Origin of the sequence: Arcobacter sp. LA11, assembly GCF_001895145.1 — a bacterium.
In the GTDB taxonomy this organism is placed as follows: Bacteria; Campylobacterota; Campylobacteria; order Campylobacterales; family Arcobacteraceae; genus Halarcobacter.
In genome coordinates, this window is the sequence record NZ_BDIR01000011.1 from 56,263 (window position 1) to 72,237 (window position 15,975).

The 15,975-nt window shown below is 28.3% G+C and carries 19 protein-coding genes; 16 read left to right on the forward strand and 3 right to left on the reverse strand.

Annotated features, from left to right (window positions below; translation table 11 throughout):
* Position 1: 1 nt before the first annotated feature.
* The 6 genes from waaA (at position 2) to rimM (ending at position 4,526) form a co-directional block, all read left to right on the forward strand.
* Positions 2–1,147, forward strand: coding sequence for a lipid IV(A) 3-deoxy-D-manno-octulosonic acid transferase (gene waaA / locus BT997_RS12015; RefSeq protein WP_072682149.1), 1,146 nt, complete (start codon positions 2–4; stop codon positions 1,145–1,147).
* A complete protein-coding gene (locus tag BT997_RS12020; RefSeq protein WP_072682150.1) occupies positions 1,134–1,883 on the forward strand; it encodes an RNA pseudouridine synthase in 750 nt (249 codons plus the stop codon). Before waaA ends, BT997_RS12020 begins: the two co-directional genes overlap by 14 nt.
* Positions 1,884–2,032: 149 nt before the next feature.
* Positions 2,033–3,388, forward strand: coding sequence for a signal recognition particle protein (ffh, locus tag BT997_RS12025; RefSeq protein ID WP_072682151.1), 1,356 nt, complete (start codon positions 2,033–2,035; stop codon positions 3,386–3,388).
* A 107-nt stretch (positions 3,389–3,495) separates the two neighbouring features.
* Positions 3,496–3,726: a 30S ribosomal protein S16 gene (gene rpsP, locus BT997_RS12030; protein WP_072682152.1), complete on the forward strand. Its 231-nt coding sequence runs from the start codon at positions 3,496–3,498 to the stop codon at positions 3,724–3,726.
* 19 nt (positions 3,727–3,745) lie between these two features.
* The gene (locus tag BT997_RS12035; protein ID WP_072682153.1) at positions 3,746–3,985 is read left to right on the forward strand and encodes a KH domain-containing protein; all 240 of its coding nucleotides are present in this window, start codon (positions 3,746–3,748) and stop codon (positions 3,983–3,985) included.
* 10 nt (positions 3,986–3,995) lie between these two features.
* Positions 3,996–4,526: a ribosome maturation factor RimM gene (gene rimM / locus BT997_RS12040; RefSeq protein WP_072682154.1), complete on the forward strand. Its 531-nt coding sequence runs from the start codon at positions 3,996–3,998 to the stop codon at positions 4,524–4,526.
* A 17-nt stretch (positions 4,527–4,543) separates the two neighbouring features.
* On the opposite strand, the gene BT997_RS12045 is transcribed toward rimM, so the two are convergent.
* From BT997_RS12045 to flgG, 3 genes are read right to left on the reverse strand one after another with little or no spacing between them, the layout of a single operon-like run.
* On the reverse strand, positions 4,544–5,740 hold the full coding sequence (locus tag BT997_RS12045; protein ID WP_072682156.1) for a hypothetical protein: 1,197 nt from the start codon (positions 5,738–5,740) through the stop codon (positions 4,544–4,546).
* A gap of 3 nt (positions 5,741–5,743) precedes the next feature.
* The gene (locus BT997_RS12050; protein ID WP_072682157.1) at positions 5,744–6,175 is read right to left on the reverse strand and encodes a hypothetical protein; all 432 of its coding nucleotides are present in this window, start codon (positions 6,173–6,175) and stop codon (positions 5,744–5,746) included.
* A 17-nt stretch (positions 6,176–6,192) separates the two neighbouring features.
* Entirely contained in the window at positions 6,193–6,981 is a 789-nt protein-coding gene (gene flgG / locus BT997_RS12055; protein WP_072682159.1) for a flagellar basal-body rod protein FlgG, read from the reverse strand.
* Between the two features lie 154 nt (positions 6,982–7,135).
* Here flgG and BT997_RS12060 point away from each other — a divergent pair, with 154 nt between their 5' ends.
* The 10 genes from BT997_RS12060 to BT997_RS12105 all read left to right on the forward strand — a co-directional run bounded on the left by BT997_RS12060 (position 7,136) and on the right by BT997_RS12105 (position 15,891).
* Entirely contained in the window at positions 7,136–7,504 is a 369-nt protein-coding gene (locus BT997_RS12060; RefSeq protein WP_072682161.1) for a response regulator, read from the forward strand.
* Between the two features lie 32 nt (positions 7,505–7,536).
* Positions 7,537–8,691, forward strand: coding sequence for a hypothetical protein (locus BT997_RS12065; protein ID WP_174247238.1), 1,155 nt, complete (start codon positions 7,537–7,539; stop codon positions 8,689–8,691).
* Positions 8,692–8,708: 17 nt separating this feature from the next.
* Positions 8,709–9,431: a flagellar hook-basal body protein gene (locus BT997_RS12070; RefSeq protein ID WP_072682162.1), complete on the forward strand. Its 723-nt coding sequence runs from the start codon at positions 8,709–8,711 to the stop codon at positions 9,429–9,431.
* The gene (gene flgB, locus BT997_RS12075) at positions 9,428–9,835 is read left to right on the forward strand and encodes a flagellar basal body rod protein FlgB (RefSeq protein ID WP_072682163.1); all 408 of its coding nucleotides are present in this window, start codon (positions 9,428–9,430) and stop codon (positions 9,833–9,835) included. Before BT997_RS12070 ends, flgB begins: the two co-directional genes overlap by 4 nt.
* A gap of 16 nt (positions 9,836–9,851) precedes the next feature.
* Positions 9,852–11,600, forward strand: coding sequence for a flagellar basal-body MS-ring/collar protein FliF (gene fliF / locus BT997_RS12080; protein ID WP_072682164.1), 1,749 nt, complete (start codon positions 9,852–9,854; stop codon positions 11,598–11,600).
* A 9-nt stretch (positions 11,601–11,609) separates the two neighbouring features.
* Positions 11,610–12,605 (forward strand): flagellar motor switch protein FliG, encoded by a 996-nt coding sequence (gene fliG / locus BT997_RS12085; RefSeq protein WP_072682166.1) that lies wholly within the window; start codon positions 11,610–11,612, stop codon positions 12,603–12,605.
* Positions 12,605–13,264 carry a FliH/SctL family protein gene (locus tag BT997_RS12090; RefSeq protein ID WP_072682168.1) on the forward strand — a complete coding sequence of 220 codons (660 nt, stop codon included), beginning with the start codon at positions 12,605–12,607 and terminating at the stop codon, positions 13,262–13,264. The genes fliG and BT997_RS12090 overlap by 1 nt, the downstream gene beginning before the upstream one ends.
* A 100-nt stretch (positions 13,265–13,364) precedes the next feature.
* Positions 13,365–13,652, forward strand: a complete 288-nt coding sequence (locus BT997_RS12095) for a FliM/FliN family flagellar motor switch protein (protein WP_072682169.1) — start codon at positions 13,365–13,367, stop codon at positions 13,650–13,652.
* A gap of 9 nt (positions 13,653–13,661) precedes the next feature.
* Positions 13,662–14,423, forward strand: a complete 762-nt coding sequence (locus BT997_RS12100; protein WP_072682171.1) for a flagellar hook assembly protein FlgD — start codon at positions 13,662–13,664, stop codon at positions 14,421–14,423.
* 16 nt (positions 14,424–14,439) lie between these two features.
* Positions 14,440–15,891 carry a flagellar hook-basal body complex protein gene (locus tag BT997_RS12105; RefSeq protein ID WP_072682172.1) on the forward strand — a complete coding sequence of 484 codons (1,452 nt, stop codon included), beginning with the start codon at positions 14,440–14,442 and terminating at the stop codon, positions 15,889–15,891.
* The last annotated feature ends 84 nt before the right edge of the window (positions 15,892–15,975 follow it).

Genomic DNA, 15,975 nt, shown 5'->3' on the forward strand with positions numbered 1-15,975 from the left:
ATTGAGCCTTTTTAGTATCCTTTATTATATCTTTGCAACGTTAATCTACATACTTGCAATACCCTATCTAATATTAAAATCCAAAAATCCAAAATATAAAGTAGCTATTCCTTCAAAGTTCTTTTTGTCAAATAATGATAGTTTTGAAAAAGAAGGTATTTGGTTTCATTGCTGTTCAATGGGTGAAACAAAAGCTATAAAACCTTTAGTTGATGAATTTGAAGACATTAATATTTCGGTTATTACAAATACTGGGTATGATGAGGCAAAAAACCTGACAAGAAATGTAAGATATTTACCTTTTGAGATTTTTTTACCATTTTGGGTGAAGAAACAAAAAGCACTTGTAGTTATGGAAGCAGAACTTTGGTATATGCTTTTTTTATCTGCAAAAGTAAAAGGTGCAAAAACTTTTTTAATTAATGCAAGAATTTCTGATAAATCATATGATTCATATAAGAGATTTTCATTTTTTTACAAAAGAGTTTTTAATAAAATTGATAAAGTTTTTGCACAAACAGATATTGATAAAAAACGATTACTTGAGCTTGGAGCAAAAGATGTTGAAGTTATAGGAAATATAAAATTAGCACAACTTCCAAAAGTAACAAGAGAATTTGAAAAGCAAGATGAAATTTTAATAACAGCTGGAAGTACTCATAAAAATGAGGAAGAGCTAATATTAAAAGCATATGATAGGAAGTTTGGAAAACTAGTAATAGTTCCTAGACATCCTGAAAGATTTGAACAAGTTGACTTCTTTATAAATGATTTTATAAAAGATAAAAAACTAAGTTATCATAAGTTTTCACAAAAAGAAGATTTTTCTAGTGATATTGTACTAGTTGATAAATTAGGAGAATTGAATAATATTTATTCAATTTCTGATGTGGTTATACTTGGAGGAGCATTTGAAAATATTGGTGGACACAATCCAGTTGAGCCAGCATTTTTTAATTGCAAAATAATTAGTGGTGAAAATATATTTAATCAAAAGTCACTTTTTGAATGTGTGAATAATTACACTATAATAAAAAATAATGAACTAAAAGAAACTTTAGAAAATATAGAAAAATTAGAAAAATCAACTCTTGTTCAAGAGGGTGATTTACAACCTATTTTAAAGGAATTACATGGGTTACGATAAAGCATATAAAGTATTAGCAAAGCAAGAGGGTATCTCAAACTCAAAAGCAAAAGAATTGATTGATAAAGGACTTGTAAGAGCTGCAGGTAAGAAAGTAATGATTGCACGTGGAGAAATTGATGAAGATACAGTTTTTTCTGTAAAAGAGATTGCTAGTATTAAAATGATATTTCAAGATGATAATATTCTTGCTGTTGATAAACCTGCTTTTTTAACAAGTGATGAAGTTGCAAGAAAATTTCCAGACTATATGATGCTAAATAGATTAGATAAAGAGACTAGTGGAGTAATGCTTTTTGCTAAAAATGAAGAGTTTCAGAAAAAAGCAATTGGTGAATTTAAAGCTAATAGAGTTTATAAAGAGTATGTTGCTATTGTAGATGGAAAAGTTATTGAAGAGATTGAAATTGATAAGCCAATATTAACTGCAAAGAATAGAGGAATTGCTAAATCAAAAATTGATGCAAAAAAAGGAAAACCTGCAAAATCTACAGTTTATCCTATGCTAGTTGAGGGAAAGCATTCAAAAATTAAAATTGTTATTGATACTGGGCGAACTCATCAAATTAGAGTTCATTTAAACTCTGTAGGACTTCCTATTATTGGTGATGCAATTTATGGAAAACCAGCAGCTAATATAAATAGAGTATTATTACATTCTAAAAAAACTCAAATATTTGATTATACTTTTGAAGCTAAAGAGCCTAGAGAGTTTAGAGTGTATGAATTTAATTAATATTTAAGAATTAAAAAAAATAAAAAGTCCTAAATATAGGACTTTTTATTGAGACTAAAATTAAATTTTCCTTAAATTGATACTTGATTCAACTTCTTTAAAGAATTAAAACAGTAAAATCGCACAAATTTTAAGATTTGGAGATAGTTTTGTTTGATTCATTAACCGGTTCGATAAGAAATGCAGTAAATAAAATAAGGCATAAAGATGATGTTGCCTCATTAAAAAAAGCAATTACTGAACTAAAAAAATCACTTTTAAAATCTGATGTTCATCATAAAACAACAAAAGACTTAGTTGCAGCTGTTGAGCTTGAAACTAAAAATAATGGTATTGGACAAGATTCATTTTTAAGAGCATTACAAATTGAATTAACTAAAATATTAACTACTGAGGGAAATCAAGGTTTTGTTTTCTCTTCAACTCCTCCAACAACGATTCTTATGACTGGACTTCAAGGTTCAGGTAAAACAACTACAACTGGTAAATTAGCTAATTATTTAAAAATTAGAAAGAAAAAAGTTTTAGTTGCAGCTGCGGATTTACAGAGACTTGCAGCAGTTGAACAATTAAAACAAATTGCAGAACAAATTGAAGTTGATATTTATTATGATGATAATGAAAAAGATCCTGTAAAAATAGCCAAAGCAGCACAAGAAAAAGCAAAAAAAGAGCTTTATGATGTTCTTTTAATTGATACAGCTGGTCGACTTGCAATTGATGATGAACTTATGGCTCAACTTGATGATGTTAAAAAATCTGTTAATCCTGATGAAATTTTTTATGTAGCAGATTCTTTAACAGGGCATGATGCAACTAGAACTGCTACTTCGTTTAAAGAAAAGATTGGTATTGATGGTGTAATTTTATCTAAGTATGATGGTGATACTAAAGGTGGAGTGGCTATTTCAATTGCTCACCAAGTTGGTGTTCCTTTAAGATTTATTGGTATTGGTGAAAAAATGCCAGATCTTGAAGTATTTATTCCAGATAGAATAGTTTCTAGGCTTATGGGTGCTGGAGATATTGAAGGTCTTGCTGAAAAAACATCTGCTATTATTGATGAAAAGAAAGCAAAGGAAGTTACTAAAAAGATTAAAAAAGGTGAGTTTAACTTTAATGACTTTTTAGATCAACTTTCTATGATGAGTAAATTAGGTTCTATGAAATCTATTATTGGAATGATTCCTGGTCTTTCACAAATGGCTGGACCAATAAAAGATATGGATTTTGAAAATTCTGATGAGATTAAAAGAATTAAAGCATTAATTGGTTCTATGACTCCTAAAGAGAGAGAAACTCCAAGCTTAATGAACCCAAGTAGAAAGAAAAGAATTGCAAAAGGTTCAGGACTTTCTGAAATGCAAATCAATAAGATTTTAAAGCAATTTAAAAATGCATCTAAGATGGCTAAGAAGTTATCAAGTAAAGGTGGTATGAAAGGTTTGCAAAATATGATGCAACAAATGCAAGGTCCAGGTGGACCAGCAGGATTACCTAAATAAACAAATAAAAAATCAATAGTGTTGAATTGTAAACTTATTCTTTATTAAAAGAGTTTGGAGTTTAGAATTCAATACTATAAAAAACAAAAAAATTAAGGAAAGAACAAATGACAGTAATTAGATTAACTAGAATGGGTAGAAACAAAAAACCATTTTACAGAATCGTTGTAACAGACTCAAGAAAAAGAAGAGATTCAGGATGGATTGAATCAATTGGATACTTTAACCCAGTAGCGGAGCCAAAAGTATTAAAAATTGATGAAGAAAGATATAACTATTGGTTAAGCGTTGGTGCTAAACCATCTGAAAAAGTTAAAAAATTAGCAGCTCAAAAGTAATTTCTGATAGAATACTAACATGATTACAAATTTTATAGAAAGTTATGCAAAATTAATTGTAAGTAAACCAGAAGAGGTAACTATTTCAACAAATAGTATTGATGAAACTTTTACTGAAATAACAATAAAAGCAAATAGTGCAGATATTGGAAAACTTATTGGTAAAAATGGAAATATGATTAATGCTTTAAAAACTATGGCAAATGGTTGCAAAGCAAAAGATGGTGTATCTTATAAAATACAAGTTTTAGCAAACTAATATTCATTATATGAAAAATAAAATTTATGTTGCAAAATTAGGAAAAGCAGTTGGTCTAAAAGGTCATTTAAGACTTATTATAGACTCTGATTTTCCTAATCAATTTAAAAAAAATGCAATATTTACTACAAATAAAAAACTTGAACTAAAAGTTCAAGAATACAACATGTCAAGAGAACTTATAAAGTTTGAAAACTATGATGATGTTGATATCGCAAAAAAACTAACAAATCAAGAATTATATGTTTCCCAAGAAGATACAAAAGAAAATTGTAAATTAGAGAAAGACCAGTTTTTTTGGTTTGATTTAATAGATTGTAAAATTGTAGAAAATGGTAAAACATTAGGTATAGTAAAAGATATTCATAGATACCCTTTAGATGATTATTTCGAAATTATTACTGATGAGGCTTTGATAAAAGAAGGCTTGCCTAAAATTTTTTTAGTACCTTATGTTACACAGACATATATTAAAAATGTTGATATAGAAAATAAAACTATAGAAACAAAAAATTGTTTTGATATTTTAGAAAACTCATAAGAGCTTCCTAAAACTTTTTAGTATTTACATCTTTTTTGATATTCTTCATTTGTAAAGTCAATCAAATATGCTTCTTTAAATCCATTATTTAATAAATTATCAAATACTTTTTGTCTCTCTTTATTTGAGTCATATGGTCCAAAAAATATTTCTATACGGTTTTTATAATCTCTACATAACGATAAGTTTTTATCATATTTTTCTACTTCATCTAAAAATTCTTTATATAGATTTCCTTTAATTGTTGCAACATTAATAAACGAAAGAAAAGTATTAGTCATATTTTTTTCAACTACTTTTTCTTCTATTTCTATTGGCTCTATTGATTCTTCTTTAACCATAGTATTTTCTTCAGGTTCTTCTTCTACTTCAGGCTCTTCATTTAATACTGGCTCAATAGTTTTAACCATATTTCTTTGATCTTCTAATTCTTTTAATAGTTCAGCTCTTTTTTCTTCTAGTTTCATTGCTGCTTCTTCTTGAAGTTTTAAAAAGTTTTCTTGTTTTTCTTTTATTGCTTTTTGTTGATTTTCAAGAATTTGTTTTTCTTTTTCTATTTTTGCATATTGTGCAGCTAATCTTTCTTCTTCTTTTTTCTTTTTTTCTGCTAATGCTTTTTCTTCAGCTTCTTTTTTTAATCTTTCTTCTTCTTTTATTCTCTTTTCTTCAGCTTCTAATTCATTTCTATTCATTATTTCATGTTTAGTAAGCATAGTAAGTTTTTTATTTAATCTTTTTTTATTTAAATCTTTAGAATCAAACTCTATTTCTGGTTCAGCTTTTTTCATTTCAACTTTTTTCTCTGGCATTTTCTTTGGTTCTTCTGGATCAAAAAAGCCTAAGAAATATAAAGTTGTACCAACAAGTAATATTAATAAAAGAAAAGCCACAATTCCAATTAAAATTTTATAAATTTTTGGTTGTTTTTTTTGTATTTTAGGAGGTTCTTCTGGCGTTTCTTCTGTTTCACTAGTATTTTCAGAATCAATTGAATTATTGTCTTCAGAATCATTTTTTTTAGTTTTAAGATTATTATCATTAGATGTCAAATCCGAAGTATTTACTTCTTCTGTAACTGGTTCTAATACCGGCTCAAGTACTTCTTCTAAATCTCCATCTAGAGATAACTCTTCAAGAGCTTCTTCTGGACTAATATCATTAGAAGTTTCAAGTCCAACTTCTTTTATAATCTCTTCATCTGTTTTTTCTGCCATATTTTACTCTTTATTTAATTTTCTTTTTTCTCGTTGTCTTTCTAAAATCTTTTCTTTATTTTTTTCATAATAAGCTTTTCTATACTCTTTTAATGCATCTTTCTTTTTTTCTCTATATGTTTTATCATATTCTAATCTTTTTTCTCGATTTTCTTGATAATAAGTTTGTTTTTTTTCTTTATACTCGCTCATCTTTTTTAGAATTTGTTCTTTTCTATCGTCAACATGTTCTTTTTGTTTTTTTGCAATTAATTTAATATTTTTTGTAAAGTTATCACTATCAAGTTCTTTTGAATAGTCTATTTCTTTATAATCTTTGTATTTAGTTTTAGAAGTTTTTTCTTTACTTTTTAAATAATAATCTCTTTTTTTCTTTTTGTGTTTTAAGAAATTTTCTTCTCTAAGCCTTTTTAATTCTTCTAAATCTGTAGACATAAATTACTTTATCTTACCTATCTTTTTAATCTGTTAACAGTATCTAACATACTATCAGTTGTTGTAATTGCTTTAGAATTAGCTTCATATGCACGTTGTGCAGTAATTAAATCAACCATTTCATTTACAAGTTTTACATTTGAAAGTTCTATCATTCCTTGTCTCATACTTCCAAACTGGTCTTCTGTTGGGTTACCCGTAATTGGGTCACCAGAAGCTTCACTTACCATGAATAGTGATTCTCCTTGAGGACTAAGTCCAGCAGGATTAATAAAGTCAGCAATTGTAATTTGACCCAAGTTTGTTACATCTCCAGTTGTTGGGTCTTCTGCTGTAACTGTACCATCACTTGCTATAGTTAAATTAATTAAATTATCTGGAACTGTAATTTGTGGGTTTAGTGCATATCCATTACCATTTACAATATTTCCTTCTGAATCTAATTTAAAGGCACCATTTCTTGTATAGGCAGTTTCCCCATCCGGAGTTGTAATTTGAAAGAATCCATTTCCTTCAATGGCTAAATCAAGGGTATTACTTGTTAGTTTTAAGTCCCCTTGTAAGAAGTTTTTTTGGATACCAGATACCCTTACTCCTAGCCCTACGTCTATTCCAGTAGGATTTGTAGTAGTCTCAGAAGTCTGTCCTGCTGTGTAGTTTAATGTTTCATACATTAAATCTTGAAATTCTGCTCTATCTTGTTTAAACCCCATTGTATTTACGTTTGCAATGTTATTAGATGTTACATCAATTTGATGTTGCATAGAGTTCATTCCTGTTGCAGCTGTATAAAGACCTCTTATCATGGTAATCCTTTATTTTTGTAATAATGTTAAATTATATTTAAAGATTTTTTAAAGTTAGATAAACTGTTCGATTATTTCAATATTAAGTATAAATTCAAATCAAATTATATATAATAAAAAGATTTTGAATATAGTTTTTAAAAAAGGTTTAAATATGAGAATATTAATAGTTGATGATAGCTCGACTATGAGAAGAATTATCGGGAATGTTGTTATGCAATTAGGTTACGCAAAAGAGGATTTTGACGAAGCTGAAGATGGCGTAAAAGCATGGAAATTGTTAAGCGAGTCTCAATATGATATCATTTTAACAGATTGGAATATGCCAAATATGAATGGTCTTGATCTAGTGAAGAAAACTAGAGCTGAGGGTAACCATCAAAAGGTTCCTATAATTATGATTACTACTGAAGGTGGTAAAGGTGAGGTTATTACAGCATTAAAAGCTGGTGTAAATAACTATATTGTTAAGCCATTTAATGCACAAGTTTTAAAAGAGAAACTTGATGGAGTTTTAAAATAATTTTCTAGTAATATCCTAATAAAGGTTTTGAAATGAGTATGAGTCAAGAAGAAATTGAATCATTGATGAATGGTTTGGATTTTGAAGATGAACCAGCAGCTGAAGAATCACCTGTTGAAGATAGTGCCCCTGCTGGGAATATGTCAGAAGATGATATTAATGAATTAATTGCACAAACAGAAGATATTTCTGTTAATGAAGAAGATAATAGTAGTACTGAAGAGTCTGTTGATGATTTATTAAATAGTTTAGAAGATATTGAAGCTTCAAGTGAAGAATCAAATGATGAATCTGAAACAAATATTGATGATATTTTAAAAGAATTAGAACAAAATGATGATTCATCAGAAGCTGAAATTGATATTCCAGATGACTTAATTAATCCAGAGACTTCTTTATCTGAAGAAGAGCCTGTTGTTAATTTAGAAGAAGCAGAAGCTATAAGTGAAGTTGAGAATAGTATTGAATTACCAGAAGAAAAGACTGTAGTTGAGGAAAGTTCAGATGATGATATTGATGAGCTTTTATCAACAATTGATAATATGAAAGAACCAGAAGCAACTCCAGTTGAAGAAGTCTTAGAAGAGTCTAATATTTCAACTCTTGATAATGATGATATTGGAAAAGGTTGGACTGATAATAAAATACAGGAAGGAATATTCCCTTTGCCAGTTGAAGATGATACTAAAGTTGTAAACCAATTAAGTGAAGTAGCAAATGATTCTGAAGAGAAAGCTACAAAGATTTTCGATGTTTTAAGTAATATTCTTGATTATAATAATGGAATACAAAGTGATGTAAAAGAGTTAAGTTCTTTTAATGAAAAACAAATTGCAATGTTAACTTCATTAAGTCAAAAATTTCCTAATATTGATGTTTTTAAAGAAAATTTAGCTCAAGCAGAAGAAATGGGAAATCATATTTCTAATGTTCATGATAAATTAAATAATGGTAATAATGAAATTTTTCAAGCAATGGAATTAATGCAATTTAATGATATCAATAGACAAAAAATTGAGAGAGTAATGTCAGTTATTAGAAAACTGTCAACTTACTTAAATAATCTTTTTGAAGATGATGGCAATAGGCAAGAAGTAGCTGTTGCAAATCATATTCATGGAGATAGTACAGAAGATTTATTAGGTGATGAAGATTTAGAATCTTTAATTGCAGAATTTAACAATTAAAAACTGAAAGGAATTACATGAATCAAGGAACATACCCCTTAGCTGCCTCAATGATTAATCAAATCAATAGACTTGATATGATTTCAAATAATTTAGCTAATACAAATACTAATGGCTTTAAACAAGAGGGTACTACTGAAGGTTCATTTAATTACTATTTACAAAGAGCCCAGCAAGAAGGTTTTACACCTTCAAAAATAAATGAAGTAACTAATACTATTCCAAAGATGGATTCTAAGTTTATTAATAGTGAACAAGGTCCAATTATGCCAACAGGTAATACTTTGGATTTTGCTTTAAGTAATTCTGATACATTTTTTAAAATACAAGATAAAAGTGGAGAAGTGGTTTATACAAGAGATGGAGCATTTAAAATACAAGATGGACTTCTCGTTGATTCTAATGGACAATTTGTTTTAAATAATGATAACCAACCAATAGCAACAGAAGAAGAATTTGTAAATTTAATATCTGTTGTGAGAATAGATTATAAAGATTTAGAAAAATATAAAGATAACAACTTTAAAGCTAAAGATTCTGCTACAATAGAAAATATTGAGTTAAATGATAGTGAAATAATGCAAGGAGCAATTGAACGTTCAAATGTGAATTCTGTTTCTACTATGGTAGCATTAATAGATGCTCACAGAAGATTTGATCAGGCTCAAAAGGCAGTTACTACAATAGATGAGATGAATGGTAAATTAATTGATAAAATTGGGAATAATACTAGATCATGAAGCCAAGTAGCGTAACAGATTTACTTTTTAATCAATTAAGTTTTAGAAGTGATAGACAGAAAATCATTTCTAGTAATATTTCAAATATAAATACACCAGGTTATAAAACAAAAGATTTAGTATTTGAGTCAGAATTGAAAAAAGTTGATAATGATAAAGACTTAAAAATGTTTGCAACTAATTCAAAGCATATTACAAGTACTATGGATCTTCCAAAAATGAATCAAGCAAATTTAGTTGAATTAAAAGGCTTACAAGAACAAAATGATGGGAATAATGTAAATTTAGATACTCAGATGAGTGAAATGTCAAAAAATAAAGTTATATTTGATGCATTGCAATCATCAATCAAAAAAGATTCAAGATTAATGCGTTCTGTAGTTGAATCATCACAAAAAAATTAATTAGGATATTTATTATATGGATCAACTCGTTAAGTTTATAAACAATCTAAATGCTGCACAAAGAGCTGTAATTATTGGAGGATTTTCTCTTTTATTTGTATTATTAGTTGGATTGTTAGTATACTCAAATATTAAAGCACAAGATAAAAAATTAAATTATACTATTGCTTCAAATTTAACTAAAAACCAAGTTATGTTAGCAAGTAGTGAACTTGAAGCTTCTGGAATAGAATTTTCAGTAATTGGAAACGGTAATAACTTAACATTAAAAACTTCAAAAGATTTTATTAATATTGCAAAAATAAAACTTGTTACAAGTGAAGCTGCTACAAGTAAACATGTGGGTTGGGAAATTTTTGAAAAATCTTCATTAGGTACTACAAATTTTGAAAATAAAGTTAAATATTTAAGAGCTTTAGAAGGGGAGCTATCTCGTTCTTTAGAGTCTCTTTCTGGAGTTTTAAGAGCAAGTGTAAAAATTGCAATTCCAAAAGATACAATATTCACTGAAAGAAAAGCAGACCCTACTGCATCAGCAGTAATTTCTTTGAAACCTGGAGTTTTTTTAACACAACAACAAATTGATGGTATAAAAAACTTTATAGCTTCAGCTGTTTCAGAACTAAAAGATGAAAATATACAATTAATCGATCAAGATGGTGCTTTATTACAAATGTCACCTGATGATATGGATAATCAAAAGTCATTAGCTCAAAATAAATATAAACAAAAATTAGAAGAAGATTATGAGAAAAAAATTGTAGCTTTATTGGAACCTTTTGTAGGAATACAAAGAGTTGTTGCTAGAGTTAATTTAGAACTTGATTTTAAAAAGAGACATATACAAGAAGAAATATATGAACCTGAAGGGACAATAAGAAGTCAGCAAACTACAGAAAATACTTCAAGTTCTACAGGATCAAATTCTGGTACGGGTGGAACAGCAGGTATTGATAATAATATTGAAGAGCCTGATGGTGCAAATGGAAATAACGGATCACAATCAAGTAATGAGAGTGCAAAAAATATAACAAATTATGAAATCTCTAAAAAAGTTATAGATGAAAAGAGTAACAACTATTCACAAGTAAAGAGAGTTTCTGCTGCTGTGACATTTGATTCTTCAATTTTAAAAGATATACAAAATAAAGATGAATTTTTAGCTTCTATGGAATCTATTGTTCAAGATACAATTGGATATGACCAAAAACGTGGAGATAAAATTACAGTAAGAGATTTTAAATTTATTGGACTAAAACCACTTGCAACACTTGAAGCAAAAACAGATGAAAATGGTAATCCTGTATCTACTAATAGTATGGAAGAAGTAGGAAGTGTAGATACTCTTTCTATGGTAAGATCAATTTTAAGAGATTTTAGTGAGTATTTTCAATATTTAATTGCTGCTATTTTATTATTTGTTTTTTATAAAAAGTTTATTGTTAACCATGAAGTAGTTGTTCTTGGAGATAAAACAAGTGGTGGCAAAAAGATTGATGCACAAGGTAATCCTATTGATGAGGATTTCATGAATGAATTTATGTCAGATTATGAAAATGAATTCGATGCAACTACAGCACAAGGAAGATTAAAAGCAAAAGTAAAAAGCCAAATTATGAATAATATTGAAGGCTTAGATGAAGAAAATGCTGCAAAATATGAAGTTTTAATTGAAGCAATAGATAAAGAAATAAGCGAAAACCCTGAAGAAGTAGCTAGAATGATAGAGTTACTTTTAACAGAGGGTAGTGGAAAGTTTAAGTAAAGGTTATAAATGGATAATGAAGCACTAAAAGGCATGTCGATGCTTGATAAGATTGCACATTTTTGTGTTCTTGTTGGCGAAGAAGCTACAGTAAAGATTTTTCAACATTTACCTAAACATATAGTTGAAGAGATTTCAACTTCAGTAACACTTATTAATTCAGTTGACAAAGAGACTTCCCTTGCAATATTGGAAGAATTTCATTTATTTACAAGATCTAAAAGTTTTATTAGTTCGGGTGGGTATGACTATGCAAGAGATATTCTTTATAAATCATTAGGAAAAGGTGAAGCAGATGAAGTTTTAGCAAAGCTTTCAAGAATGAAACTTGCTTCTCAATCTTTTGCATATCTTGATGCCATTAATCCAAAACAACTTTGTGATTTTATTAAAGATGAATCTCCTCAGACAATAGCTGTAATATTATCTCATATGGAGGCTCCAAAAGCAGCAGATGTTTTAATGCAACTTGAAGAAGATATAAAAGTAAAAGTTACTATGCAAATGGCTACAATTAAGGATGTTTCACCTGATGTAGTAAGAACAATCTCTGTAGTATTAGAGAAAAAACTTGAATCATTATTATCTTCTATTGTTGATGTTGGTGGAGTAAAAGTAGTTGCAGATATGTTAAATAGACTTGGACCTAAATCTCAGGATATTCTAAAAAATATTAATGGTGTAGATACCTCTTTAGCTACAAAAATTAAAGAAAATATGTTCGTATTTGAAGATTTATTAAATTTAGAGAGCGAATATGTAATGAAAATATTACAAAACGTAGATACTGGAGATGTTGCTGTAGCAATGAAAAATGCTACTGATGATGATATGTTAAAAATCACAGGTGCAATGTCTAGTAGAGCAAGTGATAGGTTTAAAGAAGAGTTTGAGATGCTAACCAAAGTTAAAATTAAAGATATTGAAGCAGCTCAAAGAAAAATGCTTGATGTAGCCCAAAAAATGATAGAAGAGGGTGTAATTGATAGAGATATGGATGAATAATGAATAAAAGTAATGTTTACTCAAGTGCTAAAGTTGTTAGTAAAAATGATTCAGTGGAAAATTTCCAATTAGGAACCTTTATTCAAAATGAATCAAATCCAGAACAAATAAATAATCAAGCAGTTTTAAATGATAGAGAGATTAATGGAAATATTGATCCTGTATTAAATGAAATTAGAGCTTTAAATGGCCAAATTGGAGCTTTAGGTGAAAAAATAACACTTCTTGAAAATAACGGAATGACAGGAAAAGAAATAGATGCACAAGTAGTACAAGCAATAAAAGATTTAAAACATTATGCAAACTTTTTTGAACAGGCTACTTTTCAGATGGAATCGAAGTTATTAAAAACTTCAATTTCAATTGCTCAAAAAATTATTTCTATTGAAGTTGGTGAAAATTCATCAATGATTGCAAAACAGACTATTACCCATCTTTTAGATAAGATTAAAAGCGCCTCTCGGGTAAAAATTCATTTAAATCCTAAAGATTATGAGATATTACGAAATGACTTAAATCTTGAGAATTTTATTGAGTTAGTAGAAGATCCTAATGTAACTGCTGGTGGAGTAGTAATTGCAAGTGACTTAGGAAATTTTGATGGTAACATTGAAGCAAAAGTAAACTCAATGCTAGAATCACTTGATTCTGTAATATAAAATATTATTAAATTCTTATAAACTTTACTAAATTTTAATAAATAATCTAAAAAAATGTAATTTTGTGCTATAATCTAGCAACTTATATAAAAGTGTTATTATGGAAATTAGTGAACGAGATTACGACTTATTAGTTGATACACAAATAGTAGTAGATGTAATGCTAGGTAGTACAAATATTACTATTAAAGAATTTTTAGATTTATCTGCAGGAGATATTTTATCTTTAGATAAAACCGCTGGTTCAGGTGGTGATATCTATGTGAATAAAAGAATTGTTGGAACTGGAGATATAATTGTTATTGAAGAAAAACTTGCAGTAAGAGTCCAAGAAACCATGGATTCTGATAATGTAGTAAGATATTTCTTTGAAGAAAATATGGCATAGGAGTTTAATATGGCAGTAGAAAATGTAACAGTAAATTCAAGTACAGGAATTGATGGTAGTTCATATACTAGTTCTATTAGTAATGATCAATTAACAAATGAAGATTTTCTAACATTAATGATTACAGAGCTGAAGCTACAAGATCCTACAAAACCTATGGATTCTCAAAAAATGCTTTCAACTCAAATGCAAATGTCAACAATAGAAACAAACATACAATTAGCAAATTCTATGAAAGCTTTAGAAGGATCTATTGCTAGTATGTCTCTTTCTAATGCAGTAGACTTTATGGGAAAAAAAATCGATGCAGTTGTTGATATGCCAGTAAAAGATAGTAGTGGAAATAATTTAAAAGATGAAGAAGGTAATACAATTACAGAAAAAGTTAAAGCTTCATTTTTAATAAACACAGTCCAAATGCAAGATGGTGTTGCTCTTCTTGAAAGTAGTGAGTTATTAGGTTTTAAAGATAGGCTTCTTGCTACTGAAACAGGCGGTAATTTAAACTATGATTATGAAACAGGTCAGATTAAAGATGCAGATGGAAAAGATACTGATTATTATGTAAAACTTGATGAAAGTGGTAGATTTGATTTAGATTCAAGTGGAAAAGTTGTGATTGTAGATAAAGATGGAAAAACTGTGACACCTAAATATTCTCCAGAAGATTCTGAAGACACTTTCCCAAAATTTGCATATTATAGAACAGATGAGATTTATTCTCCAAATTCAACATTTGTAAAATATGAAGATATTGTAAAAATTTACTAAAAAATAGGATGATATTATGATTAGTGGACTTTGGAATGGAATTACCGGTTTAAATACGTTTGAAAGAGCTTTAACAACTCAATCAAATAATGTTACAAATTCAAATACTATTGGACATAAATCAGATGAAATTTCTTTCCAAGATTTGATGTATCAATCAGGTTATGGAAAAGGTGTAAATGTTCAATCAGTAGAAAAAAATTTTTCTCAAGGTAATATCAATGTTACTGATAATACTTTAGATGTTGCTATTGAAGGAAGTGGTTTTTTTGTAGTAAATGATCCTACAAATAATGAAACTTACTATTCTAGAGCAGGTAATTTCAAAATGGGTGTTGAAGGATATTTAGAATCAATAGAAGGTCATAGAATTTTTGGTACACCTACAACAATATCAAGTACAGTTAGTTCTGATGACAATACACAATTTAATAGTAATTATACTAGTTTTATAGCTTCTGAACCTATATCTTCAACTTCTTTTTTACAAACAATAAATGCAAAGTCAACTAATTATAATCAAAGTGCAGTTGATAGTGGAGTTTCAGGAAGTGGATTTAAAACTGCAGGAGGAAAGATTTCTGATATTAAATTATTAATTTCTGATTATAATGAAAAATTAGATTTATATTCTGCAAATCCAACTGCAACTAGTACTGCTTCTACCTCTCAAATAACACAAATAGATTTTGCTGATTTTTCTACACAACTAACAAATGGAAGTTATATTGAAATATATACAGATGGTGATTTAGTAAGACAATATTTTGATACAGATGCACAAACAACTATGAATGAATTTGCAGATAAACTTTCAAATGTTGCAGGATTAACAAGTACAGTTGATTCAAATGGATTAGTAACTATTAATACTTTAATACCTGGAAAAGATGTGAAACTTACATCAGCAGGAATAAATGATAGAGGTTATGGGTTAAATGAAGTAACTTCACCAGTATTAGGATCTGGTATAGCTATGGTTAATAGTTCAAGAGATGCATTAAAAAGTGCTTTAGAAAATGCAGATGCAAAATTCCTTGAAATTACTAACAATGTTACAAATGCAGATGCAAGTTTAAGTGGAATAGGGCAGATGCAGTTAAGATTAAATGATTTAAATCTTACAGAAAATACTTTTGGAGTTCTTTCAATAGAAGATGGAATTATTTATTCAAAAGATGGTGATAATAAATTTTTAATGGGAAAACTAGAAACAGCATATTTTTCTAATCCAGAATCTCTTGAACCTCAAGGTGGAACACTATATTCTATTGGAAAAGAAACTGGCGAAGCTAAAAATGCAAATAATATAAATAAACTTATTGGTGGTTCTGTTGAACTAAGTAATACTAATTTTAGTGATAGTTTAGTTGATTTAATGGTTTATCAAAGAGCTTTTGAAGCCAGTTCAAAGTCAATTACAACTTCTGACGAGTTTTTAAAAACAGCAATACAGTTAAAGAAATAATTTAACTGTATGTGTTTAAATATTAGTATTTTATAAAAATATTAATATTTGAACATGTAAATGTTTAAAAATTTATCTAAAGGA